25 protein-coding genes are annotated in these 25,059 nt (G+C 50.1%); 11 read left to right on the top strand and 14 right to left on the bottom strand.

The window, feature by feature from the left end:
• Nucleotides 1-42 precede the first annotated feature (42 nt).
• From Q4488_RS11000 to dksA, 4 genes are read right to left on the bottom strand one after another with little or no spacing between them, the layout of a single operon-like run.
• Nucleotides 43-2,937, bottom strand: a complete 2,895-nt coding sequence (locus Q4488_RS11000) for an ATP-binding protein (RefSeq protein WP_303580521.1) — start codon at nucleotides 2,935-2,937, stop codon at nucleotides 43-45.
• Nucleotides 2,927-3,103, bottom strand: coding sequence for a hypothetical protein (locus Q4488_RS10995; protein ID WP_303580520.1), 177 nt, complete (start codon nucleotides 3,101-3,103; stop codon nucleotides 2,927-2,929). Before Q4488_RS10995 ends, Q4488_RS11000 begins: the two co-directional genes overlap by 11 nt.
• Nucleotides 3,103-3,978 carry a tRNA glutamyl-Q(34) synthetase GluQRS gene (gluQRS, locus tag Q4488_RS10990; protein WP_303580519.1) on the bottom strand — a complete coding sequence of 292 codons (876 nt, stop codon included), beginning with the start codon at nucleotides 3,976-3,978 and terminating at the stop codon, nucleotides 3,103-3,105. The genes Q4488_RS10995 and gluQRS overlap by 1 nt, the downstream gene beginning before the upstream one ends.
• A 36-nt stretch (nucleotides 3,979-4,014) precedes the next feature.
• Nucleotides 4,015-4,443, bottom strand: coding sequence for an RNA polymerase-binding protein DksA (gene dksA, locus Q4488_RS10985; protein ID WP_303580518.1), 429 nt, complete (start codon nucleotides 4,441-4,443; stop codon nucleotides 4,015-4,017).
• A gap of 365 nt (nucleotides 4,444-4,808) precedes the next feature.
• Between dksA and Q4488_RS10980 the strand changes: the two genes are divergently transcribed.
• Nucleotides 4,809-5,966 carry a pyridoxal phosphate-dependent aminotransferase gene (locus Q4488_RS10980; RefSeq protein WP_303580517.1) on the top strand — a complete coding sequence of 386 codons (1,158 nt, stop codon included), beginning with the start codon at nucleotides 4,809-4,811 and terminating at the stop codon, nucleotides 5,964-5,966.
• The gene (gene sfsA / locus Q4488_RS10975; RefSeq protein WP_303580516.1) at nucleotides 5,966-6,670 is read left to right on the top strand and encodes a DNA/RNA nuclease SfsA; all 705 of its coding nucleotides are present in this window, start codon (nucleotides 5,966-5,968) and stop codon (nucleotides 6,668-6,670) included. Before Q4488_RS10980 ends, sfsA begins: the two co-directional genes overlap by 1 nt.
• Here sfsA and Q4488_RS10970 read toward each other — a convergent pair.
• Nucleotides 6,653-6,997: a Rieske 2Fe-2S domain-containing protein gene (locus Q4488_RS10970; protein WP_303580515.1), complete on the bottom strand. Its 345-nt coding sequence runs from the start codon at nucleotides 6,995-6,997 to the stop codon at nucleotides 6,653-6,655. The genes sfsA and Q4488_RS10970 overlap by 18 nt on opposite strands.
• Before the next feature lie 156 nt (nucleotides 6,998-7,153).
• On the opposite strand from Q4488_RS10970, the gene Q4488_RS10965 reads away from it, so the two are divergent.
• Genes Q4488_RS10965 through Q4488_RS10955 form a run of 3 tightly spaced genes read left to right on the top strand, consistent with a single transcriptional unit; the run spans nucleotide 7,154 to nucleotide 9,797 of the window.
• The gene (locus Q4488_RS10965; protein ID WP_303580514.1) at nucleotides 7,154-8,056 is read left to right on the top strand and encodes an energy transducer TonB; all 903 of its coding nucleotides are present in this window, start codon (nucleotides 7,154-7,156) and stop codon (nucleotides 8,054-8,056) included.
• Nucleotides 8,056-9,045, top strand: a complete 990-nt coding sequence (locus tag Q4488_RS10960) for an iron ABC transporter permease (protein WP_303580513.1) — start codon at nucleotides 8,056-8,058, stop codon at nucleotides 9,043-9,045. The genes Q4488_RS10965 and Q4488_RS10960 overlap by 1 nt, the downstream gene beginning before the upstream one ends.
• On the top strand, nucleotides 9,039-9,797 hold the full coding sequence (locus Q4488_RS10955) for a heme ABC transporter ATP-binding protein (RefSeq protein ID WP_303580512.1): 759 nt from the start codon (nucleotides 9,039-9,041) through the stop codon (nucleotides 9,795-9,797). Before Q4488_RS10960 ends, Q4488_RS10955 begins: the two co-directional genes overlap by 7 nt.
• Before the next feature lie 29 nt (nucleotides 9,798-9,826).
• Here the strand turns inward: Q4488_RS10955 and Q4488_RS10950 are convergent, their stop codons facing one another.
• Nucleotides 9,827-11,434: a bifunctional aminoglycoside phosphotransferase/ATP-binding protein gene (locus tag Q4488_RS10950; protein WP_303580511.1), complete on the bottom strand. Its 1,608-nt coding sequence runs from the start codon at nucleotides 11,432-11,434 to the stop codon at nucleotides 9,827-9,829.
• Nucleotides 11,435-11,494: 60 nt separating this feature from the next.
• On the opposite strand from Q4488_RS10950, the gene mrcB reads away from it, so the two are divergent.
• The 3 genes from mrcB to Q4488_RS10935 all read left to right on the top strand — a co-directional run bounded on the left by mrcB (nucleotide 11,495) and on the right by Q4488_RS10935 (nucleotide 15,348).
• Nucleotides 11,495-13,840 carry a penicillin-binding protein 1B gene (gene mrcB, locus Q4488_RS10945; protein ID WP_303580510.1) on the top strand — a complete coding sequence of 782 codons (2,346 nt, stop codon included), beginning with the start codon at nucleotides 11,495-11,497 and terminating at the stop codon, nucleotides 13,838-13,840.
• A gap of 4 nt (nucleotides 13,841-13,844) precedes the next feature.
• Entirely contained in the window at nucleotides 13,845-14,444 is a 600-nt protein-coding gene (locus tag Q4488_RS10940; RefSeq protein WP_303580509.1) for a tetratricopeptide repeat protein, read from the top strand.
• Between the two features lie 220 nt (nucleotides 14,445-14,664).
• Nucleotides 14,665-15,348, top strand: a complete 684-nt coding sequence (locus Q4488_RS10935) for a Crp/Fnr family transcriptional regulator (RefSeq protein ID WP_303580508.1) — start codon at nucleotides 14,665-14,667, stop codon at nucleotides 15,346-15,348.
• Between the two features lie 80 nt (nucleotides 15,349-15,428).
• On the opposite strand, the gene Q4488_RS10930 is transcribed toward Q4488_RS10935, so the two are convergent.
• The 7 genes from Q4488_RS10930 to Q4488_RS10900 form a co-directional block, all read right to left on the bottom strand.
• On the bottom strand, nucleotides 15,429-15,638 hold the full coding sequence (locus Q4488_RS10930) for a cold-shock protein (protein ID WP_303580507.1): 210 nt from the start codon (nucleotides 15,636-15,638) through the stop codon (nucleotides 15,429-15,431).
• A gap of 217 nt (nucleotides 15,639-15,855) precedes the next feature.
• On the bottom strand, nucleotides 15,856-16,824 hold the full coding sequence (locus Q4488_RS10925; RefSeq protein WP_303580506.1) for a diguanylate cyclase: 969 nt from the start codon (nucleotides 16,822-16,824) through the stop codon (nucleotides 15,856-15,858).
• A complete protein-coding gene (locus Q4488_RS10920) occupies nucleotides 16,821-17,798 on the bottom strand; it encodes a response regulator (protein ID WP_303580505.1) in 978 nt (325 codons plus the stop codon). The genes Q4488_RS10925 and Q4488_RS10920 overlap by 4 nt, the downstream gene beginning before the upstream one ends.
• Nucleotides 17,799-18,161: 363 nt before the next feature.
• Nucleotides 18,162-18,797, bottom strand: coding sequence for a hypothetical protein (locus tag Q4488_RS10915; RefSeq protein WP_303580504.1), 636 nt, complete (start codon nucleotides 18,795-18,797; stop codon nucleotides 18,162-18,164).
• 3 nt (nucleotides 18,798-18,800) lie between these two features.
• On the bottom strand, nucleotides 18,801-20,090 hold the full coding sequence (gene hemL, locus Q4488_RS10910) for a glutamate-1-semialdehyde 2,1-aminomutase (RefSeq protein ID WP_303580503.1): 1,290 nt from the start codon (nucleotides 20,088-20,090) through the stop codon (nucleotides 18,801-18,803).
• 11 nt (nucleotides 20,091-20,101) lie between these two features.
• Nucleotides 20,102-20,752, bottom strand: coding sequence for a thiamine phosphate synthase (gene thiE, locus Q4488_RS10905; RefSeq protein WP_303580502.1), 651 nt, complete (start codon nucleotides 20,750-20,752; stop codon nucleotides 20,102-20,104).
• A gap of 22 nt (nucleotides 20,753-20,774) precedes the next feature.
• Entirely contained in the window at nucleotides 20,775-22,520 is a 1,746-nt protein-coding gene (locus tag Q4488_RS10900) for a chloride channel protein (RefSeq protein ID WP_303580501.1), read from the bottom strand.
• Nucleotides 22,521-22,706: 186 nt separating this feature from the next.
• Here Q4488_RS10900 and argC point away from each other — a divergent pair, with 186 nt between their 5' ends.
• A complete protein-coding gene (gene argC, locus Q4488_RS10895; RefSeq protein WP_303580500.1) occupies nucleotides 22,707-23,738 on the top strand; it encodes an N-acetyl-gamma-glutamyl-phosphate reductase in 1,032 nt (343 codons plus the stop codon).
• Between the two features lie 84 nt (nucleotides 23,739-23,822).
• Nucleotides 23,823-24,173, top strand: coding sequence for an iron-sulfur cluster insertion protein ErpA (erpA, locus tag Q4488_RS10890; protein ID WP_303580499.1), 351 nt, complete (start codon nucleotides 23,823-23,825; stop codon nucleotides 24,171-24,173).
• Nucleotides 24,174-24,325: 152 nt separating this feature from the next.
• On the opposite strand, the gene Q4488_RS10885 is transcribed toward erpA, so the two are convergent.
• Complete coding sequence (locus Q4488_RS10885; protein WP_303580498.1) at nucleotides 24,326-24,526, bottom strand: hypothetical protein; 201 nt, start codon at nucleotides 24,524-24,526, stop codon at nucleotides 24,326-24,328.
• 117 nt (nucleotides 24,527-24,643) lie between these two features.
• Between Q4488_RS10885 and Q4488_RS10880 the strand changes: the two genes are divergently transcribed.
• Nucleotides 24,644-24,973 (top strand): hypothetical protein, encoded by a 330-nt coding sequence (locus Q4488_RS10880; protein ID WP_303580497.1) that lies wholly within the window; start codon nucleotides 24,644-24,646, stop codon nucleotides 24,971-24,973.
• Nucleotides 24,974-25,059 lie beyond the last annotated feature (86 nt).

Below are 25,059 nucleotides of genomic sequence, written 5' to 3'. Positions count from 1 at the left end.
CCTCGTGTCCCAGGTGTTTGTTATATGACAAACTTGATCCTGTTAAGAGACTGGGAGGGTGATAACCACCTGAGTGCCATTGTTCTGATTTTTATTGGCGGGACTCACTATATGAATACTACCATAATGCTCCTCGATGATGTTATAGACCAAAGATAGTCCGAGCCCGGTGCCTTTGCCGGGATCTTTGGTGGTGAAAAACGGTTCAAATAGTTTGCTTTGATGTTCGGGCGAGATACCGCTGCCCTCATCATTGATGGTGATGATCACCGAGTGGCCGCTGTGAGTCGCGTTGAGCCAGATGTGACCCTGATGCGGCGATGCATCGCAGGCGTTGTTGATGAGATTGACGAACACTTGCATCAGTCGCTGCGGATCACCCTGAATATGGATCGCACTCTCGATGCGATTGATCAATGAGAGTGTTTCACTGCGATTATCCATGGATACCAAGTGAAGTGCTTCATCGGTCAACGCTTTTAGATTAATGCTTTCTGTCTGTGGCTGACGATCACTCTGACCGGAATGTGCGAAGCGCACTAAGGATTGCACGATTCGGGTGATTCGCTGAGTCTGTGTGACGATCTGTTCGGCACTTTCGAGAATATAGGGATCATCCGTTTCATATTTAAGGTTTTGGGCTAAACAGGCAATACCGGTGACGGGGTTGCCAATTTCATGGGCGACGCCGGCGGCAAATCGGCCAATCGAGGCGAGTCGTTCGTTATGAGTTAAGCGATTCACCAGTAGCTGATTCTCGGTTTCGTTCTCTAACAAAATAACCATGGATTCAGTGTCATCGGTGAGATTGGCTTTATGCAGACTCAACCAGCAATTCTCACCGGCAATGAGGAGGTGCTGGGAAAGAAGGTGGTTGTTCTCTTGTTGAGAGAAATTATGCAGCAATTCCCCCCAGGGATCGGGGAGGTTGATAAGCTTGCGCGAGAGAACGGCGGAGTGCTTGAGTCCGATAAAGCGTTCCATCTCTTCGTTCCAAAAAATAATTTGTCCCTTTTCATCTAACGAGCAAGCACCAACGGGTAGACGCTGTAAGGTCATGCGGTGGTGACGCCGTAGATTATCTAATTCCGCCGCTAGGCCGCTGAGTCGGGTTTGATAGGTTTCTAGTTGCGTTTCCAGTAGATGAATATCCCGAGTGCGGTACTGTCCTACATCAGTGTGTACTTGTTGATTGAGTAACGTACTCGCTTCCACCGGACCAAATAGCGCGCTCAGGCGACTTTCAATATGGTTTCTCAGACGTGCCCGTTCGATAGCATTGAGCTCGCCGCTCATCATGTTGAGCTCTTTTAAAGCGTGCTCTACTTCTCGTCGTGCGGTTGTTTTACCGAGTCTCGGGCTGAGTAATTCGGTCAATTCGTCACTGTGATTGATATTGAGTTGAGGCCCCACCGGTCGTTGTAAGCTGTTATGTAGGCAGGCACTGGCGCTGGCGATCTCTTCTTGTGAGCTATGCGTTAGGAGTGAGGTGAGGAGAAATACAATGATGTTGGCGGACAGCGCATAGATGGCGATCTGATGCCAATTGTCATAGTCGAGAATCACCGTCTCTGAGGTGAGGCTATCGCCACCGAGTAAACCGGTTAGCATCGAAGTAATCCATATCCCCATGCCAGCGATGAGCCCTAGAGAGAAGCCGTTTCGGTTAGCCGCGGGCCAAAACAATGTCGCCAGAATGCCCGGCAGGAACTGCATAAAGGAGATAAAAGCGAGTGTGCCGAGCCAGTGCAGGTTGTAGTTCAGCCCTACCGTACTGTAAAACAGATAGCTGCAGAGCATCATAACAACGATGAGTATGCGCCTTAACCAGAGTAAACGGGAATAGAGACGGTGGCTTGCTAGGGGCGGCGTGAAGGGCAGAATGAGATGATTTTGCAGCATCGAGGCGATCGAAATGGTGGCCACAATAATAATGCCACTGGCGGCGGTTAGGCCGCCGATAAAAGCAAGCGTGGTGAGAAAGTTAGATTCGAGCTGTATGCCGAGGTTGAGTATCAGAAACGCTGGTTGATCGGCGATACCCAGCTTAATACCTGCCCAGAGGATGGGAGGCACTGACAGTGCCATGATTAATAGGTAAAGCGGCAGCCCCCAGCTGGCTTTATAGAGACTGTTAGAGGAGGTGTTTTCGGTAAACATCATGTGGAAGGTGTGAGGCATCACAATCACGGCGGAGAAAAATCCTAGCAACATGGTGCGCCACATATCGCTATCGAGCGGTGTGTGCAACAAGGCCATCTCTTCTGGGTGCTGTAATAGCCAGCGTTCAAGCCCATCTGGACCATCCATTACCGTCAGCAAGGCGGTTAGCGCCAGCGTGACCATGGCGAAGAGTTTGATCAGTGAGCCGGTGGCCATCGCAACAATTAATCCGGTACGATTATAGCGTAGCGAGGGGTTACGAGCGCCGACGAGAATGGTGAATAATGCAATCAGAGAGCAGAAACCGATGGCTATCTGATTGGAAGAAAAGTCCTGATTTAAAATATGTAATGAGTCTGAGACGGCTTGAATCTGAATTGAAATAAGCGGCAGTATCGCAATCAGCGAGAAAATAGCGGTGAGCGTACCGGCGGTCGCCGAGCGAAAGCGAAAGGCAAACAGGTCGGCGAGTGAACTGAGCTGATAGGTTCGAGTGATGCGTAAAATAGGCACCAGTATCACAGGGGCGAGAAAAAAGGCCGCCGAAGCCCCTAGATAGGAGGCCAGAAAGCTATAGCCAGACTCTTTGGCCAACGCAAAGGTGCCATAAAAGGTCCACACGCTGCTAAAGACGCCTAATGACAGAATATAGGTGATGGGATGATAGATGATGCGTTTGGAGATCCAGCCGCGTTCAGTAATATACGCGGTACCGAAGAGGATGGTGAGATACGTGATAGCGATGACGATCAGTTCAGTCAGATTAAAATTCATCGCTACGTTGCCTCCGTTCCAAAATTGCAATAATCAAGATAAGCGCTGCCCAGATAATAAAAGGGCGATACCAAGGGGTCGCAGAGTCTGGCCACCATTGATCCAGCAGTGGCGATAGGAGATAGCCGCCAATCACCAATACGATTAAAACACGGTAAAAATGCATTAATTATCTTCCAGTATAAGGCCTATTTGTTTAGGAATAGCGGAGATATTCCAGTGCTCGATAGCCCATCTGAGGCATTCATCGAGGCGACAGTCGTGGAGTTCTGTCACGGGTTGCTGACCGAGAAACTGTAATGCTCGAATGATTTGCTGTCGTGCGTGATGTCGATCCAATGCTGGCGCAAGGGTTTGCTTACTCAGCTTCTGTCCCTGAGTATTCGTGGCGACAGGAATATGGGCGTAGATGGGGCGGGGATAGCCTAGCTGTTGCTGTAAGTGTCTCTGTTTAGGGGTGGAATCGAGCAGATCAGAACCGCGCACGATGTGATTGATCTGCTGCTCTGCATCATCAATGGTCACCGCGAGTTGATAAGCAAAAAAACCATCGCGACGAAAGATAACGAAATCTTCGATTTGAGCAGGGAAGCTTTGTGGCCCCTGAATTTGATCATCAAATGGATAGTCTTGTGGATTATGGCTGCGAATAGCGCAAACATGCTGAGGGTTGGGTGGATGGCGGCGACAATGCCCGTCATAACGGCTGCTGCCGGTACGCTGTCGGATCTGTTGTCGGGAGCAATCACAGGGATAAGCTTGGTGACGCTGGCGTAATTGCGTTAAGGCTTCGTGGTAAAGATGTAACCGATCACTTTGACGTATAACGGCATCATCCCATTCCAAGCCATAGTCTTCTAGCGTGCGGAGGATGTCATCAGTGGCGCCTTGGATAACGCGAGGCGTGTCGAGATCTTCAATGCGTACGAGCCAACGGCCATGATGAGCGCGAGCGTCAAGATAGCTGGCAAGTGCAGCAAGGAGAGAGCCAAAGTGGAGCGGGCCAGTGGGTGAGGGAGCGAAGCGACCGATATAGACCATTGCAAAAGCGGCTGACAGAGAGTCAGCCGCGAAGGGTCAGATACCGAGCTGCTTTTCTTTGATCTCAGCCAGTGTTTTGCAATCAATACAGAGTGTTGCTGTTGGGCGCGCTTCCAGTCGACGAACCCCGATCTCTACGCCACAAGCGGAACAGTAGCCATAATCGTCATCGTCGATGGTTTCCATCGCCTTTGAGATCTTATTGATCAGTTTACGTTCTCGATCACGGGTGCGCAGTTCGAGGCTGAATTCCTCTTCCTGACTCGCCCGATCGCTGGGGTCGGCAAAGTTAGTTGCTTCTTCCTGCAGGTGATTTACGGTACGATCGACCTCTTCCATGAGTTCCTGTTTCCAGGCGTTTAGGATTTGGCGGAAATGATCTTTTTGAGCATCATTCATGTACTCTTCGCCTTCCTTAATTGGATATGGCTCAAAGTGGGTGAACTGTGTTTCTTGATTCGGCATAGTTCTGCCTCGCTTCTCTCTCAACAGGTCGGGCAACCGTGCCCGAACGCTTGTACCAACGGCTTTTATACCGAAGGTGTTTAATCCATCCATCAGAAGGGAGCTGAAGTTACCAGAACCTTCGAGTTAGCACCAGCCCCCCAGAACAAAAAACTAGCTTGTTATCATTAAGCTTTAGATCTTGCTGTTGAAACTTAATGATAAGCGTTTACGGCATTAAACCTGCTCAAACGTCAATTATAGCAGGGATTAGCGATTATACGCGGCACAATCAATCGCTTTCTAGGATGAGAATTCTGCGTTAACGCTATGACTAATGTATAATCGCGACCTTTCAAATACGCGTCACAAGGGAGTCGTCTGTCATGAATAACTGGTCGCATCGGGTCGCCGATATTGAGTCTTTTAAAGTGATGGATCTACTAAAACGAGCGAAAGAGCTGGATGCACAAGGCCATGATGTGGTGCACATGTGTGCCGGAGAACCCGATTTCGCGACGCCTGCACCGATTGCCGCCGCAGGCATCGCGGCGATTCAAGAGGGGCATACACAATATACCCCTGCGGCGGGGATTCCGCCATTAAGGGAAGCGATCGCGAGCTTTTATCAGCAGCGTTACGGCTTAGATATCCCTGCCGAGCGAGTGATTGTGACGGCGGGCGCATCGGGCGCGTTATTGTTGGTGTTCGCGACGTTAGCTAATCCGGGTCAAACATTTATGATGGCCGACCCAGGCTACCCCTGTAATCCGCGCTTTTTACGTCTGCTGGAGGCGCGAGGTCAGTTAGTGCCGGTGACAGCAGCGGATAATTATCAGCTAACGCCAGACTTGATCGAGCAGCACTGGCAGGCGAATACGGCGGGTGTGTTATTGGCTTCGCCATCGAACCCCACGGGCAGTGTGGTGCATCGAGAGCAGCTAGAGCTGATTGCACAAACGGTTAAAAGTCATGCTGGGCGGCTGGTGGTTGATGAGCTTTATCATGGTTTGACCTATGGTTTTGATGCGACCTCGGTGCTGTCGGTGGATCAAGATGCGTTTGTCCTCAATAGTTTCTCGAAATATTTCGGCATGACCGGTTGGCGCTTGGGCTGGACTGTGGTGCCTGAGGCGGCGGCCCCAGAGGTCGAACGGTTGGCGCAAAACCTATTTATTTCACCGCCGACCATTGCGCAATACGCCGCGTTGGCGGCGTTTCAGCCGGATACGCTAGAGATTTTAGAACAACGCCGAGAAGCGTTCAAAGAGCGCCGGGATATACTGGTGAAGGGCTTGCGGTCGTTGGGCTTCGGTATCCCACTGACGCCCGAGGGGGCTTTTTATGTTTATGCTGATGCCTCCCGTTTTACGGATAATACCTTCGACTTCTGTTGGACGTTGCTTGAGCAAGATAAAGTAGCGGTGACGCCCGGTATCGATTTTGGAGACTATCAAGCGAATCGTTATATCCGTTTCTCCTATACCACCAGTGTCGCACAGATCGAAACCGCATTAGCCCGTCTACGGGCGAGGTTGAGCTGATGCAATTAGCGCATATGCAGTCGGGGCGCCTGATTAAACGTTATAAGCGTTTTTTGGCGGATATTGAGTTGAATGATGGAGAGCTGTTGACGGTGCATTGCCCTAATACGGGCTCGATGAAAAACTGCGCCGACCCTGGCAGTGAAGTGTGGATTCAAAATTCGGGGAATCCACAACGTAAATACCTGTTTGGTTGGGAGTTGGTGCAAGTCGAGGGACGTTTTTGGGCCTGTATCAATACCGGGCGGGCGAACGCGTTGATTCGTGAAGCGATTGAAAACGGTGTGATTGAGACGTTGCAAAATTATCAGCAGATACGTCAAGAAGTAAAATATGGCGATGAGAATAGCCGTATTGATCTGCTGTTGGAAAGCTCGCGGCGATCGCCGTGTTATGTTGAAATTAAAAATGTCACCCTGTTGGAGGAGAATGGAATTGGCTCTTTTCCCGATGCCGTGACAACGCGTGGTGCGAAGCATCTACGCGAACTCATGTTGATGGTATCGCAGGGGCATCGCGCGGTGCTGATCTATTGTGTGCCGCATACCGGAATAGAGCAGGTACGGCCGGCAGATCATATTGATCCCGAGTATGGTCGGCTGCTGCGTGAGGCGGTGGCGGCGGGGGTTGAAGTGTATGCCTATGGTGCCCGCATTACGCCGCGAGAGGTCACCATTAGTCATCGACTACCGGTGTGTCTCTGAGGCTGATGCTAGGCAGATCTGTCCTTCAATAATGACAAATTCAATCGATGTTAATGTGGCGCCGGTGCAAGGGCCGGCAATGCAGAGGCCCTCATCGATAGTAAATAGGGCGCCGTGGGTAGCGCACTGAATAAACTGTTTTTCAACATCGAGGAAGGTGTCAGGCATCCATTCCAGAGGGATACCTTTGTGAGGGCAGCGGTTTTCGTAGAGGTAGAGCTTGCCTTGATGATTGACGGCAAATAGGTTTCGCTCGCCCAGTTTGATACCTTTGGTGCTGTTTTCGGGGAGTTCGCTGATAAGTATGAGTGGTGTGATAGTCGTCATGGTGAATCCGATTAATAATCTGATGAGAAAATGTCAGACAGTTGTATTGATACTGCTATTATAATCGCCAATATTGGTTATCCATCTTAGCGGATAAAAAACTAGCTTATAACTCTAGCCTATAACTAAAGCCTATAATTAAAGTGACTTAAATCTGTGAACAGCCTGCTGGCCGCTCTACTGAAGTGGCGTTTCTTTGTCATGAGCATTGGCTTGTCCGGCGTTGTTCATTTAGCCCTGATAGGTGGCTGGTGGATGTCTTGGCACGCCGCCAATATCGGCGGGGCTGATGTCTTGGCGATTAACCTGACCGTGTCAGCATCGACTGTCGGTGAGGCGAGTGCTGTTGTTGCGGATGAAAAATCGGCCGATGCCCGAAACAAGCCTCTTCGCGACAGTGATGAACGGCTTAAAACTACCTCTGAGCATCAGGTGACGCCATCAACGTCTAAGGCGATTCTCGATAAACCCGCCGATCACTCGACATCGGCTGCAAAGCCGATCAATCAGCCGATCAGCCAACCGATCACAGCGTCAAAGCCACTTAATCACACAGCGACAGCGGCAACAGAAGCAGCAATAGAAGCGCCAGAGATCGTCGCAGCACCGTTGCCGACTCGATATAACACTATCAATACCGCTGCGTTGCAGGCCTCTTCCGCATCAGCGGCATCTACAGCCGTGCTTGATACACTCAAGCCGACATCCACTGCCTCAGGGTCGCTGGTCAGCTCAGCGCCTTCGTCTACGGCTAGCGTCGCGCAGGGTGCGCCGATATATCATGCGCAGCCAAGCTTTATGACGCCGCCGTCTCCACCGCAATATCCACGACTCGCTCGCAAGCGAGGGATTGAAGGGCGCGTCATGTTGCAGGTGACGATTAATCGTCATGGTGCGGTTGAGGCGTTACAGGTGGCGCAAAGTTCGGGATCTGAACTGCTCGACCGAGCGGCGCAAAAGGCCGTGCAGGATTGGCAATTTGTGCCTGCGAGGCAAAACGGTATTGCGGTTGCGTCTTATGTGCGAGTGCCGATTGACTTTGTATTGGAGAAACATTGATGAGCCATCGTAAAGCTGTCTGGGGTATCGGCTGTCTGTTACCGCTGATGATACTGCTATCGTTATTAATCGGTCCGACGAGCTTAGATCTGACCACGATATTCGATGATTCTGTTGCCAGTCAGGTGTTCTGGCAGTTACGACTGCCACGGTTGTTATTGACGCTGTTAGCTGGAGGCGTACTCGCTATTACCGGCGCAGCGGCTCAGTCCCTGTTTCGTAATCCATTGGCCGACCCTGGCTTGATCGGTATCTCTGCCGGTGCAGCGCTCAGTGCGGGCATCATGATGGTGTTACTCGGTAGTTCGGTTTATTGGCTAGGGGGATTGATGTTACCGCTGGCGGCGTTTGGCGGAGGCGTACTCACCACTCTGTTAGTAGCGCGATTATCGCTGACAATGCAGGGCGTGTCGGTGACCAATATGCTGCTGTGTGGTATCGCCATTAATGCGATTGCTTTAGCGGGACTCGGTGGTTTGAAATATATGGCGGCAGATCAGCAACTGCGACAGTTGAGCTTTTGGATGTTGGGCAGTTTGAATCATAGCCGCTGGCAGGATTTGTTGGTGCTATTGATGGCCGTGGTACCGGTGTTGTGGTTGTTACCGCGCTATGGTCAAAAGCTCAATCTGCTGCTCTTGGGTGAACAGCAGGCGAGTCTGTTGGGGCTAGACGTTATGCGTTGTAAACGGGTTATGATTTTATTGATTGCCTTGGGTGTGGGGGCGGTCGTCGCTCTGACGGGCATCATCGGCTTTATTGGTTTGATCGTGCCGCATTTGGTGCGGTTGATGATCGGGCCGGATAATCGTCGTCTGCTGCCGTTATCGGCATTGCTCGGTGCGGCGTTACTCACTTTTGCAGATATTATCTCACGTATCTTGGTGTCGCCGGCTGAACTACCGGTAGGCATTGTGACGGCGCTGGTGGGTGGGCCATTTTTTCTCTTGTTGTTAACCCGCCGTCAACGGGAGTTACGTGTATGTTGAAGCTGTCAGAAGTCTGTTTGACGCGTAATAGTAATCACTTACTTACTGATATCAGCCTGACGTTACCTGCCGGCGAAATTACCGTGTTGTTAGGGCCGAATGGGGCCGGCAAGTCGACCCTGTTAGGCTTGTTAGCGGGATTGCAGTCACCCGATAGTGGCTGTGTCCATCTTAAGCAGCAGTCCATCAGTGAGATTGATCCACCGTTGCGTGCCCGCTTTTTGGCGATGTATACACAACAGCAGCCCTTGAACTTTCCGTTTCGAGTAGCAGAAGTCGTGGCATTAGGCTGTTATCCATTAATGCTCTCGCCTGACTTGCTGGCTAGCCGTGTCGCCGCGTGCTTGGCTCAGTTTGAACTGCAAGCATTGGCTCAGCGAGACTATACCTCGCTGTCGGGTGGCGAGCAGCAGCGCGTACAAGTTGCCCGTGTGTTGGCACAGGTGGGCGCGGAATGTCAGGTTTTATTGCTGGATGAACCCGTGAGTGAAATGGATCTCAAATATCAGCAGTTACTGTTGCAGCATATTCGCGCGGTGGCCGATAGCGGTGTCGCTGTCTGTTGTGTCTTGCACGATCTCAATCTGGCAGCGCAAGTGGCCGATCAAGTGGTTTTATTGCAACAGGGTGAAGTGATTGAGGTGGGCGCGGTTGCGACGGTGATGACGGCAGCGAAACTCAGTCAGCTCTATGGCGCAGCGGTGACTCAGGTGGTTAGCGATCCCTGGCCGGTGTTTGTCAGCGGCCCCTAACGCCTTGAGAGGTGATGGGACCGGATGACTTAGGGCGTCAGGGGGAGATGAATCAGTGGATCTTGATCAATCTGCTGACAGAGGTCTGCAATAGCATTATCACCGAGGGTATCTACTCGGTAACTGTAAGCGAGTTCTTCAGCTTTTAGCGGCTGTTGGCTTTCTTGTTGTTGACGCATAATGCTGACATCGGCATCGGAAGGATCACTGCCTATTTGTTGACGACTGATTAAGCGTTTTTCCATGACTGTTTGATTGCAATGACAGGCGATAATACGTATTTCAACCCCCAGTTTAGTCGCCATTTTTAGATAATTTTTGCGCGTGCGTTCGCGAATAAACGTGGCATCGACGATCACGGTTTCACCGGCGTTGAGCAGCTTTCGAGTGAGCGCTTTGAGATGATTGTAAGTATGTACATTCATCTCATTGCCATATAGCTCGAGATTATCGCCTTTTAAGCTGAGTTCGCGGTGTAAGCGTTTGCGTTCTACATCCGAGCGGATGCGAATGGCTGAACTGTGTTCCAGTAGCTGCTGGCTGAGATAGCTTTTGCCGCTACCGGATACGCCATGCATCAAAAATAGTACTGGCGAGGGTTTGTTCGCATAGCTTAAGGCGAGCTTAGTGTAGCGTCGATACTCGGTCAGATTGCGTGCTGCACCGATCATCGCGACTTTAGCTCGCACCATGGCTCGATAGCCTTTGTAGAAGTTCAGTAATTGAGTGCCATCATAATCGCCGGTGATCTCTAAATAGCGGTTGAGGCAGCGATGGGATAAGGCATGTTGTTGATTGGCTTCTAAATCCATTAACAGGAAGGCGAGATCGCAGATGGTATCGATCCAACGAAACTCAAGATTAAATTCAATACAGTCAAACAATCTTACCTGACCATCGAGTAAGGTGGTGTTGGCTAGATGCAAGTCGCCATGACATTCGCGGATATTGCCTTCCCGCTTACGCTGCTCTATTTTTGACGCCAGACTGCGAAACTGTTGACTGACTTGATACGCCAACTGTTGAAGTTCCATCCAGTCATCCAGTGTGTCTAAGTGTTCGCTGGTATGGCTGAAGTTATCACTGACAACTTGCCAGATGGTATCCGGTTCGCCCCACGGACCATCGGTACTGGCGTGGGGGACGCGCAGGTGAAAGTCAGCAATTTGTTGACTCAATTCATCAATATGAGCAGGCTGTAGGGTATTATTCAATAGCAGTCGGTCGAGTCGCAGGGAATCATCAAACTGACGCATTTGAACCGCATACTCGAAGGGAATCTCCGCTTCGCTCGCGTTAGGCAAACCATCGATGTTAACCGTGTCTGTCGATTCAGGCGGGGTTAATTGCGTGCTCATTAATGTAGGGTTGGCGGGCGTGCCGCAAATGGCGATGACCTGCTGATAAATATCCGGTGCCAAGCGCTGATTGAGTCGTAGCTCTTCATGACAGTAGTGTTTACGACTCTCTAAACTAGTAAAATCAAGGAAACCAAAATTAACCGGCTTTTTGATTTTATAGGCGATCTCTCCCGTTAGAATTACCCACGAGATATGCGTCTCAATCACCCGAATGGCATCAGTCGGATGAGGATAATGGCTAGGATCTGATAGGGCAGTGATCAGTGCTTGAGTCATAGAATAGGTATGCAATTTAGTAAGTAGTTGCCGGATTTCACAGAGGATTATACGTAGCTCATGGCAAAAAAGAGAGTGGCAGCAGCATCTCGTACACAAAAGAGTCGTAAAACGACGCCTAAAAAACCATCTTGGAAGCGGCGTCTGTTGAAATTGATACTGAAATTGACGCTCGTCATGATGGTGATTGCTGCCGCAGGGTTGGTGTACCTTGATGCGCAGGTGCGGGCTAAATTTGAAGGTAAACGCTGGGCATTGCCGGCGAAAGTGTATGCCCGCCCATTGGAACTGTTTCCAGGGCAGCCGCTGAGTCGCGATGATCTGAAAATAGAACTGCAAGGGCTAGGTTATCAGTTCACTTCCCGTGCTACTCAGCCGGGTAGTGCCGAGTGGGCGTCTACGCGTGTCCGTGTTTTTACCCGAGGCTTTAATTTCCCTGATGGTCCCGAACGTGCACAGTCGTTACTGATTGATTTTAATGGCGCGGGTGTCAGCCGTATACGCGATACCGCTGGTCGGCAGTTACCGTTGGTGCGCTTGGAACCGATGCTGATTGGCGGTATTTATCCGAAAGATAATGAAGACCGTGACCTGATTCAGTTAGCGCAAGCGCCACCTCACCTCGTGGATGCGCTGATCGCCATAGAAGACCGTAACTACTATCACCATCATGGTATCTCTTTGCGAGGTATCGCTCGAGCGATGCTGGCGAATATCAAAGCCGGTCGTTTTGTGCAGGGAGGCAGCACCCTAACGCAACAACTGATTAAAAACTTTTACCTTAGCGCCGAGCGTTCCTTGAGCCGTAAGTTGGCAGAAATTCCAATGGCGATGCTGTTGGATTTACATTACAGCAAGGATGAAATTCTACAAGCCTATCTGAATGAAGTGTATTTGGGGCAGGAGGGATCGAGAGCGATACATGGCTTTGGTCTGGCCAGTCAGTATCTGTTTGCGCAACCGATTGGTGAATTAAAGCTGCATCAGGTGGCATTAATGGCGGCCATGGTAAAAGGCCCCTCCTTTTACGACCCGCGTCGGCATCCTCAGCGAGCCATGGAGCGTCGTAACCTGGTGCTGAAGATGCTGCAACAACAAGGCAGTATTTCCGCCGCAGAGCGAACTAAGGCTGAGCAGCAGCCGCTGAGCGTGGTCAAGCAGCAGAGTTTACAGAAAGGCGCTTATCCAGCTTATCTCGATTTAGTCAAACGGCAATTACGGCAAGAGTATCCTGAAGAGGCGCTCAACAGCGAAGGACTGCGGGTATTTACCGCATTGGACCCGATTGCTCAGATAAGGGCTGAAAATAGTTTGGTTGAGGTGACGGCTAATCTGCACAAACGTTATGGTGCATCCGTTAAGGCGTTAGAAGGCGGTATGGTGGTGAGTAATCCGCTGAGTGGCGAAGTGCTGGCGGTGATTGGCGGCCGTAATACGCGCTATCAGGGGTTTAATCGGGCATTGGATGCGCAGCGGCCCATTGGCTCCTTGATAAAGCCAGCGGTATACCTCGCGGCGCTGGAGCAGGGTTATACCCTTGCATCGATCATCGATGATGAGCCGATCGAAGTGAAATTGGCGAATGGTGATGTGTGGCGACCACAGAACTATGGCCGCACGAGTCATGGTCCAGTACCGCTGCACCGTGCTCTATCGCATTCGTATAATCAATCAACCGCGCGTTTAGGGCTAGAAGTGGGTACCGATAAAGTGGTGGATATGTTGCAGCGGCTCGGTTTACAACGGGAGATACGTGAGTATCCATCGATGTTATTGGGCTCTACGGCATTATCGCCATTGGAGGTGGCTCAGCTTTATCAGACTATTGCCGGTAACGGTTTTCAGGTACCCATGCGAGCGATTCGCATGGTCACAGATAGTCATAACGAAGAACTATCTCGTTACCCGTTCAATATTTTACAAACGGTGGATGCGGCGCCCGTACATCTGATTCAGTATGCCTTACAAGAGGTTGTGAGTGAGGGAACGGCGCGTTCTGTCTATCGCCGTTTACCGCGAAGTTTGACCGTAGCGGGCAAAACCGGCACCACCAATGATCAGCGAGATAGCTGGTTTGCGGGGTTTGCTGGCGATCGTTTGGCGGTGGTCTGGCTAGGGTTGGATAATAATAAACCCTTACCGTTAACGGGTAGCAGTGGCGCGCTGCGCGTCTGGACTGACTTTATGGCGCAGGCTCATCCACAGCCATTTGTGGCAGAAAGACCGGAGAATATCCAGTATCATTGGGTCGAAGATGCCACCGGTTTGATGTCCGGTGAAGGTTGCGAGGGCGCGCGTCAGTTACCGTTTATTGAAGGTACCGAGCCGCAACAGTCTTCTGGGTGTGGTGACACTGTTATAAATAACCCGCTGGATATTTTTAAGCGTTGGTTTAGATCGGAATAAACAAATGAAAAAAGTTATATTGACTGGCCTTGGGCTGCTTTTGACCTCGTTATTGACGGGCTGCATTAGCGGTAATGCCAATATTAACCCGATTGTTGAAGATCGATCCGCCGCCGGAAAAGACGTGGTGGTTAATCAGCAGACCGGCGAACAGACGGCGATAGCCACCCCAGTGGATACGCGTCAGGGCTTTACGGTGATCAGCCGTCCGGTTGAAGCGGCCGCTGTTGCGCCACGGGAAAGCACTCCAATAGCCCCCGCGAACCGAACTGACGTATCACCGAGCAATCCCGCCGTGCTGGCGTTACTCGACGGCGCCAAGCAGCAGCAAGCGCAGGGGCAGTATCGTACCGCGCAGAGCAGTCTAGAGCGAGCGCAACGAATAGCGCCACGCGATCCGCAAGTGTACTTTCAATTAGCCGATCTTCGACGACAGCAGGGGCAATACCTTCAGGCCGAGCAGTTGGCGCTCAAAGGGCTCACACTGGCCCGCGGACAATCATCGAGGGAACGCAAGTTTTGGATACTGATTGCTGATATTCGCAGTGAAGGTGGCGATCATAGCGGCGCCGCAGACGCACGGGCGAAAGCGCGTAGCTATTGATTTCATGTAACTTGACGCAACTACCGCCGCAACGGCTGATGCAGCGTTAGCGATTGAGGTAGCCTTTTTGGCTACTGATCGATAGCCGCTATAACGGTGGTCTCGATTTTTAAGTCGATTAGAGAGATCGTCTATGATTCGGTATCAGCCAATGAAAGCCTGCGTGCAGGGGGGCGGTGAGTGATGAGTAGGTCAGCGTTATTTGAGAGGCGAAGAGTGAATGTCAGAATCTAGATTACAAGTGGCATTGCGTGAGCACTTTTTGTTTTCAGCGCTACCGGAAAATGCACGTGACGTGCTTTATCAGCAGTGTCATGTGATCAAGCTCAGCAATGATGAGGTGCTGTTTCATCAGGGCGATGTCGCAACCCGCTTTTATATCGTGCTGACTGGGGGCGTGAATCTATTTCGCGTGTCGCCGGATGGTCAGGCCAAGGTGATTGAGGTGATTAAGCCTGACGGCGCTTTTGCTGAGGCGCTGATGTTTATGGATCAGGTTTGTTATCCCCTGAATGCGGTGGCGATGGGGGTGAGTGAGATAATGGTGATCCCCAATAAGCTCTATAAAGAGATGCTGCTAGCCGCTCCGCAGAGTGCGTTAAAGGTGATGGGTAGTATGGCCGTGAAATTGCATCGGCGTATCACCGAGATCGAAACCCTGACATTACAGAATACGCGACACCGGTTAGGTAACTACTTGTTTGGTTTGGCACATAATCCTGCCGCATCAAAGTGTCAATTGCAGTTGCCGATGGCTAAGCAGTTGATCGCATCGCAGTTGGGTATGCAGCCGGAAACGTTTTCTCGGTTGATGAAGGAGATGAAGACACAAGGGCTGATTGATGTGAAAGGGGCCGATGTGATGGTTTATGACTTGCAGGGGTTACGTGAATTTGGCCATTGAGGGTTAAATTTTACATTAGCGAGCACATAAAAAAGGGCAAGCCTCAGCGAGGCTTGCCCTTTTTTAAGGGTTGTTATCGATTAGATAGCAACAATGTTCTCAGCTTGCGGGCCTTTAGGGCCGCTAGTGACAGTAAACTCTACTTGCTGGCCTTCAGCCAATGTTTTAAAGCCATCGCTTACAATAGCGCTGAAGTGAGCAAAAACATCTGGGCCAGATGCTTGTTCGATGAAACCAAAACCTTTAGTTTCGTTAAACCACTTAACTGTACCGGTTGTTGTATTAGACATAATAATATCCTGAAATTTATATAAAAAGTGCCTTAAAAAGGCTGAATGGCATGAAAATATAGACTGAGACTTAAAAACTGCAGGACGTGGTGTTACGAATAAAACAACGAAATGTAGGATGTAAATATGAGTATTCTTTCTAGCTGAAAGACACTCTATAGAGATCTAATGAGCATGTCTATCTATTTCTCTGATCAGGCTGTCTATCATCAGAGTGTTATTGATCGCGCTGGAACAGTGTCACTTGATTACGACCATTCTGTTTCGATTTATAGAGTGCTTGATCGGCTTCTTCTAGCCACTGTGTTTCAGTACTTTGATCGAGCCTAATTTCAGATAGGCCGATGCTGATGGTGACCGATAGTTGGTGATCGCCATAGTCGATGACGCTTGCTTCGACGGCCGAACGTAACCGTTCAGCAAAAATCATCGCATTTGCACCATGGGTTCCTACCAGAATCGCGCCGTATTCTTCACCACCATAACGGCCGACAAAATCTGTTTTTCGCGCCTGTTGTTGCAAAATATTGGCAATCGTCTGAATAACAATATCACCGGCTTGATGGCCATAAGTATCGTTGACTCGCTTGAAATGATCGATATCCAGAATAATCAGAGAAGAAGCTGCTTGCAGTCGTCCAAAGCGAGCAAACTCTTTTTTAAGACACTCTTGCCAATAGGCGCGATTGTACAGCCCCGTTAATCCATCCACACGGCTTAACGATTGCAAGCGTTTATTGGCGGCCTGCAACGCTTGTTGTGCCACGGCATTATCGGTAACGTCGTAAATTAACATGCCAATATGATCAACTTGACCTGTCGGTGAACTCAATGGAATCAAGGTGACATTCTGATACATATAAGGCGCACTACCCGTGATGGGGCGGTGGCTTTTAAACTGAAACAGATAGGGTTTTTGTTCCCAAGAGATATAGGCGGTATTATTGAGCAGCAAGACACCCTGCATCTTTTTCGTTAACCAATGTTCCGGTAGTTCTGGAAACAGGCTGAAGAGCTTTTGATTGGTGGCTTTACTGGCGGCAATACCGGAATGGTTTTCCATAAAATCATTCCATAGACAGATGGTATTATCGCGGTCGATAACAATCAGGCCCGCTTCAAAATTTTGTAATAGCCCCAAAATCCAGTGAATATCATTAATATCTTGATTCGCTGTTGCGTTCATGAAAAATATCTCGCCATCTCTTTTAGTTTCGGCAATGAGTCTTCGGTAAATATAACCAGCAGTTCGCACTGGAAGTTGTGTAACTTTAATTGGTAATCAATCGCGATCATTAACGTTTTTTGCCACTGAGTATTTTGCCTAGGTAGCTCAGTAAAGTGACGTAAAATAATCGGGGTTGCTCTGCTTAGGGTCATATCGAGCTGTTTCGAGAACCCTGACATAAAGGCCCCTATTAATGTATTAGACAGGGTCATTTGTAATTCAATGTTAAATTGATCTGTCTGTCCCTGCATATCCATGAGTCGAGCAATCGTATCGAGATTGCCTTGTTTGATGAGTAATAACGCTTCACCCGCGATATTGGGCCCCACGAATCCTTGACTGACCAAGTCGCAGTCACTGCTAGCGGCGCTGAGTAAAATCATTTCAACCTCTGCAGGGGACACCAGGCTGACTCTAGGGATGGGGAGGTTAACAAATGTATCCAGCAGTCGAGCTAATTGATTACCCGCCTGACCCATGGCAATGTTGGCGATTTCTTGGTAGTAATCGGGGAGTTCGAGGATCTCTTGGTTGGCTAAAGAGGGCGCTGAATGTTGCAGTTCGTGGAGTAATCCGTATTGATTTAGCACCTCGGCAATAACATCAGATGAGCAGGGCTTTTTAATAAAAGCTAAAGCGCCTAGTGCCATCACTCGGTTGTATGCTTCAGGTTGAATATCGCCTGAAATGACGATCACCATGGTGGGTAGGTCATCGCGGCGGATACGCTCTAATACTTGATAGCCGTCCATGATCGGCATATTAAGATCGAGAAAAAGGATATCTGCTTTGCCAGCTCGAATAGCATCTAAGGCTTCTACGCCATGCTCAGCAAAGGTAATATCTACATTCCAGTCTCGCAAGGCAGCGGCGATCTGTTTGCGCGCTAAGCGGGAATCATCACAGATAACGATTGGAACAGCTGAATTCAATGAGTTTTTCCTTGCGCTAGTGAAATATCGACGTGCGACAGAGAGTTTAACAAAGAGATTAATAGATACTCTGATAGAAAACCATATTGCTGATAATAAACGCTTTAACTATTTACCCCTGTGACTCAACGCGACAGATAGGAGGGAAGAGCCTTTATGATATATTCGCACTTTAGCGACACTGTTGCTACCGGGTTGGCGACTAAATTGATGTGTTATTTAGGCGGCATACTGCCGATTGTCGTTGTGCGGCGATAAAGGGAGGCATTAGTGGCGGCATTAAGCATGAGAATGGATCAGGGAAGCGCCTAGTAGGCGCTTTTAAGTTGGCGCTCATCAGTTAGCGCTTATAAGCCATGACAGTCAGACGTTAGACCGATGAAACTGAATCGTTTGCTGAATAGCGATACCGGTTAGGGGTAGGGCTGCTGTCAATAAAAGCGGATAGAGCACCTGACTATCGGGTAAGGGTGACGCTAGTACTGCCCCAGGCCCCGTCACTAGCAGTGCGATAGCCATATTAATACCGGCCAGTAGGCTTGCTTGTCGTAGTGCTTTTTCTTTGATGATCAGTGTCACCCATAGAAAACTGACAGAAATCATAACGGCAACGATCTGAGTATATAACTCGCCATGCTCCATGCGGCGGAGTAATTCAAACAGCGCGAATAAACCGAGTAGCCAGCGTCCCCATGCCGGCCGTTGCCAATGTTGCGAAGATGCACTGATAAATAATGCGGTGGCCAAAAATGGCAGCGCAACAAAGTAGGCCAGATTGCTCAAGAGTCTTTGCAGTGTGGCGATATCAGTACCGGCAAACTGATCAGACTGATTCACAAGTTCTGATAACGCCCAAATAGCGACAAACCCAGCACTCAAAGCGGCCGCTTGTAGCGTCGCTTTGGCGGTATCGCTGTGGCTTTGTGCGTGACGTTGCAACTGACGTGCGCTGAACAGCGCACTGATTAACAATGCGCCGTAGACTAAGCTGATGAGCATCGTTTATTCCGCGGCGAGTTTGGCAAACACGCGGCCAGCTGCTTCGATTGTGGCATTGATATCGTCTTCGGTGTGAGCCTGAGACATAAAGCCCGCTTCAAAGGCAGAAGGGGCTAAGTAGATGCCTTCTTCGAGCATGCCATGGAAGAAACGGCCAAATTTATCGGCATCACATTTCATGACTTCGGCGAAGCAAGTAACCTGTTCTTGCTCGGTAAAGAATAAACCAAACATGCCGCCCACTTGCGTGGTGGTGAAGGGGACACCATGACGGAGCGCCATCGCTTCAAAACCTTGCGTTAGGAGTTCTGTTTTGGCGCTGAGTTTTTCATGAAAGCCTTCTTCCTGAAGTGCATTCAGCATCGCTAGGCCCGCGGCCATCGCCAGTGGATTACCGGACAGCGTACCCGCTTGATAAACAGGGCCCAGTGGTGAGATATACTCCATGATTTCACGCTTACCGCCGAAGGCGCCCACGGGCAGACCTCCACCAATCACTTTACCCATGGTGGTGAGATCTGGAGTGACGCCATAGTAGCCCTGTGCACCGGTTAATGAGACACGGAAACCGGTCATTACTTCATCGATAATCAACACCGCGCCATATTCATCACAGACTTCTCGCAGACCTTGCAAGAAACCCGGTAGGGGAGGAATACAGTTCATGTTGCCGGCTACGGGCTCAACGATAATACAAGCAATCTCGTTGCCCGCCTCGGCAAACGCTTGACGGACATTGTCGATATCGTTGTAGGTTAGGGTAATGGTATGTTCTGCCAAGCTGGCGGGCACACCGGGAGAACTTGGCTCACCCAAGGTCAGCATGCCGGAGCCGGCTTTGACTAATAATGAATCCGAGTGACCGTGGTAACAGCCTTCAAATTTGACGATTTTATCGCGGCCGGTATAGCCGCGGGCTAGACGAATCGCACTCATGGTCGCTTCCGTACCGGAGCTGACCATCCGTACCAAGTCCATGCCGGGCATGATCTCACAGACTTTATCGGCCATCTCGATCTCGATGGCGGTGGGCGCACCGAAACCGAGGCCGGAGTCCATCACTTTGCGCACGGCATCCATCACCGTTGGGTGTGAGTGTCCTAGAATCATCGGCCCCCAAGAACCCACATAATCGATGTAGCGCTGATCATCTTCATCAAACATATAAGCCGCTTCACCGCGTTTAAAAAAGATCGGCGTGCCACCCACACCTTTAAATGCGCGTACCGGTGAATTGACGCCACCTGGGATATGGGTCTGAGCGGCTTGGAATAAAGATTCTGAACGGGACATGTTGGGCTCTCTTAATTCGTGTCGTGAGCGGAGCAGTTAAACAGGGCGTTAAACTGTCCGGCCTGGGCGCAAATATCATCGTTGGCAAACAGATTGTGGATGACGGCGATCATATCGGCTCCAGCGGAAATTACCTGATCTGCATTATCCATATTAATGCCGCCAATCGCTACTACCGGAACGGGTAGTGTTGCTTTGGCTTCGCGGATCAGACTCATAGGTGCAAGTGTGGCATCGGGTTTGGTGCTTGAAGGGAAGAGCGCACCAAAGGCGACATAATCGGCGCCTTGTTGATAGGCGGAGTGTGCCAAGGGCAGTGAATTGTGGCATGTATTGCCAATAATTGCGGTTGCCCCTAGATAGGCGCGTGCGTCCTCGATATTGCCATCGCCTTGACCGAGATGAACGCCATCTGCGCCACTTGCCTTGGCGAGTTGCGTATCATCATTGATGAGAATCGGGCGCTGATATTGCTGACATAAATCCACTAGCGCTATGGCCTGTTGCAGGCGCAGCGTCTGATCGTTGGATTTATCGCGGTATTGAATAATGTGCGCACCGCCACGAAGGGCTTGCTCCACCTGTAACAATAGGCTGTCGGTGTTGGGCATTAACGTACTATCGGTAATCGCATATAAACCGTGTAGCGGAAACTCTGTCATCGGATTCCTTAGGAGAATGGGGTTATGGTTCGATTTTTTGGGTATAGAAGTGCTCAACCTGTTCGCGGGTGAGAATGCCGGTGATCTCTTTGCTATAGTTTTGTATCCACAACGCATCGACCCGTTGCTGATTCATCCGATCGAGGGCCTCTTTGAGCGTCGCATTGATACCGATCACGGCGATATCTTTACGCACCGCGGGTACTTCTGTGAGTATGAGTGTTTGCTCAGCGTTAAAGTCAGGCTGCTCACTTTGCTGCGCCATAAACTGCTCTAAACTGGCGGGTAGCAGAATGTAACGCGGTAACTGATCGTTATCTTCGAGCACAATCCAATCCGGTTGGTGTGCCAATATGCGTCTGGCGGCTTCCACGTTGATGTTCATGGCGCAGTGGATAATATGGCTATGCATCACGCTGCTAACGCCTTGACGTGATAGCGCTTGAGCGAGCGGTTCTTGACGATAGTCCAGCCCTTGAGCGTAGAGTTGATTGAGAAAGATAGACGGTTGTTTAAAGAAAAAACGCACGGTGATGCTAGCCACGACGATCGCGAGCATCCCCGGAAAGATGATATTCGGGTTGGCGGTGAGTTCGAGTAATGCAATTAGCGCGGCTAAGGGGGCATTCAGCACCGCACCCATCATCGCGCCCATCCCCAGCATGGCGTAAAAGCCAACCCCTGAATGGCTGGCACCGGTCACATAGGCGACTAGTAAGGCAAAGGCGGCTCCGGTGAGGGCCCCAATATATAGCGTCGGGCCAATCAGACCGCCGGGCACACCTAGGCCCAGTACGATCGGTGTGAGCAGGCCTTTAGTTAGCAACAAACAGACCAACAACGTTAACCCCATGCTGCCCTCTAGGACTTCCGATAACGTGTCATAGCCAAGCCCCATGACCTGTGGATAGCCACTGGCGACGATGCCTGTTAATAATCCTGCGGTTAACAGTTTTATGCCTAGCGGCCAGGTGATGGTTTTCTGTGTCTGCAGCAAAATACTGATAAACGCGGCAGCGACTAAAGCACAGAGAATGCCCAGTAACATGACAAACGGTAGTTCTGACATGGATTGAATCTGTAGTGCTGGGATAGTGAAGGCGGATTCGTCACCGTAGACAAAGCGGATCAGTAAGGTGGCCGTGACGGAGGCCACGAGCACCGGGGTAAAGCCGATCACTGTATATTCCATCAGAATTACTTCCATCGAGAAGATAACGCCGGCCAGAGGGGTATTGAACGCCGCGGAGATGGCGGCAGCTACGCCACAACCCACCAGAATACGTAAAGAGTTATTCGGCAGTTTCAGCACCTGACCGACCAAACTACCGCAGGCCGCTCCCAGATGCACGGCGGGCCCTTCGCGACCGACCGAATGTCCGCTTAATAGGGCGATCGCAGCCCCCACGAACTGCACCAACATGTTTTTGCCGGGCAGGTTTCCTTGATGATAACTGAGCCGTTCCATGACATGGAGAATGCCGACTTTGCGACTAGCCGGAGATATGTTCCAGAACAGCAAGGCAATCGCGAGTGTACCGATGATGGGCAGTAGCACACGCGCCCATACGGGTAATGCTTCAAAGTTCTCACTTTGACCGCCCGGTAGCCATGCTTGTAATGGTAGATCGATCAATAGGCGGAAGGCTAGAATGACTAATCCCGTTGCCAGTCCAGAAAGAATCCCCAGCAGCACCAGCTGTGGTAAGGCTTCAACGTGAGCTAGTCGATTGCGAAAGTGAGTGAATGACATCGAGTCTTTTAACATTTGATGTGAGTCAGCCTTTGTTAAAGCACAGATAGCGGGGAGTTTAGTAATGATTATCCTACCACCCCGTTAACATGAACAGGGCTATAGTGGCCTATTTTAGCGGTACGCAATAGTAATGCCTCGCAAGGGTTTGTATCATACGTAGACTGAATAGAAAACCGTAGAACCATTTGAGAGGTCAAAGTGATCAAAGTAGGTATCGTGGGCGGCACCGGTTATACCGGCGTAGAGCTGCTAAGACTGTTGGCAAACCATCCTGAAGTGTCAGTTGAGGTGATCACCTCGCGTTCTGAGGAAGGAGTGCGAATCGACGATATGTACCCCAACCTGCGTGGTCACTACGATCTGCAGTTTTCGGTGCCGAACGTGGATACATTAGCCCAATGTGATGCGGTGTTTTTTGCCACGCCTCACGGTGTGGCAATGAAAATGGCCCCCGAGTTGGTTGAACGGGGTGTACGGGTGATCGATCTAGGGGCCGACTTCCGTATTAAAGATCTCGAGCTTTGGTCTCAATGGTATGGCATGGAACACACCAGTCCAGCACTAACCGCGCAAGCGGTCTATGGTTTACCTGAAATCAACCGTGCCGCCATCAAGGAGGCGCGTCTAATTGCCTGTCCTGGATGTTACCCTACGGCCACTCAGCTAGGCTTTTTACCCTTGGTTGAAAACGGCTTGATCGATCATCGTCGTCTGATTGCCGATGTTAAATCGGGTGTCAGTGGTGCAGGTCGTGGTGCAAAGGTGGGTTCACTGCTATGTGAAAGCAGTGAAAATATGAAAGCCTATGCCGTAGCGGGTCATCGTCATCTGCCGGAGGTTAAGCAAGGCCTAAGCGCAGCGGCGGGGCGGCCTGTCGGCTTGACCTTCGTACCGCATTTAACCCCGATGATTCGAGGTATCCACGCGACCCTGTACGGCATACTTAAAGATCCTACTGATGGCTTGCAGGCCTTATTTGAACAACGTTATGCCAATGAGCCATTTGTCGATGTGATGCCTGCCGGCAGCTTGCCAGAAACACGTAGCGTCAAAGGCGCGAATATGTGTCGGATTAGCGTCTTTCGGCCACAGGACGATGATACCGTGGTGGTGTTATCGGTGATTGATAATTTGGTTAAGGGCGCGGCGGGTCAGGCGATTCAGAATTTGAATATTATGTTCGGCTTTGATGAGGCCGAAGGGTTGCGACATACCGGCATGATGCCGTAATCGGAACTTTCTATACTTGACTAAATTAGTCGGTTAAATAGATAATAGATCCCTGAACAGGTAAACACGAGTGAGTGAGCAGATATGACAGAGATGACTGACCAGCAGCCGGACATGGTTTTTTCAGATTCCGCCGCGGCGAAGGTAAGACGTCTGATCGAAGAGGAGCAGAACGATAACCTTAAGTTACGGGTATTTATTACCGGTGGCGGGTGTGCGGGATTCTCTTACGGTTTCACTTTTGATGAAGCGGTGGCTGATGATGATACCGCGATTGAAAATGATGGCGTCACTATGCTGATTGATCCGATGAGCTATCAATATCTGGTCGGCTCGGTAGTGGATTATAAAGAGGGTCTGCAAGGTTCTCAGTTTGTTATCGATAATCCTAATGCAACCACGACCTGTGGCTGTGGTTCCTCTTTCTCGATCTGATTAACACGACAATGCGCTGATGCTGATCATGCTGTATTAGAAGCCCCGTTAACGTCTATTTACCGATGTAAATAGACGTTAACGGGGCTTTGTTGTTTTTCGCATAAGCCGTTGAAAGTTTGCCGTTAATTAGTCATCACGTACGCAAGTCATTAACTCAATACATGCGAGATATAGAGTTTTGCGGTTAAGCCAAAGAGGCTGAGGCCGCTTAGCAAGCCTAGAAAAATGATACGTCCCTCTCGATTTGCTCCCGCCTTAAGTGCAACGTGCCAGACACTCCAGAGTTTTAACAAAATCATGACGATGACCGTTATAAAAACGTAGATCTCGCTAGTTGTCCAAGTAATCATGGTTGTGCCTATCTATAATGTTCATTTGATATATATGTTATACCCTGTTAATATTCATTTCAAATGAATATTAACAGGAATATTCTTCTCTTACTAAAGAACCTCAGGAGTCAATAGATGCATAGGTCGGAGATACTTAAGCCCTTGAGCCGAGAACATCATACCGCGTTAGTGCATGTGAAACGGATACTCGAACGCGCTGAAGACGGTGTCACAGCGGTGCTGAGTTATTGGCAGCAGGAAGGCGATCAATTGCAGCCGGAGCTGCTGACTCTCTTTAGCGAAGAGGAAAGCTTAGTCGAGGGAATAGAAGCACCGCTTTTGTCGCAGTTTTGGCATGAACATCAACAGCTGCGATCGTTGATGGCGTCTCCCAATGCTGAGAATCTACAGGCATTTGCCGTTTTAGTAAAAGCGCCCGTTCTTCAAAGTGAATATGTGCTTTGAAGAGCGGACGCTTTTCCCTTATCTAGAAGCGCATCACCTCGACCCGCGGTAACACCAACATCAAACACGCGGTGTTATGGACTGCA

The sequence above is a fragment of the Amphritea sp. 1_MG-2023 genome (assembly GCF_030547545.1).
In the GTDB taxonomy this organism is placed as follows: Bacteria; Pseudomonadota; Gammaproteobacteria; order Pseudomonadales; family Balneatricaceae; genus Amphritea.
This window is presented reverse-complemented; position numbering and strand designations above follow the sequence as displayed.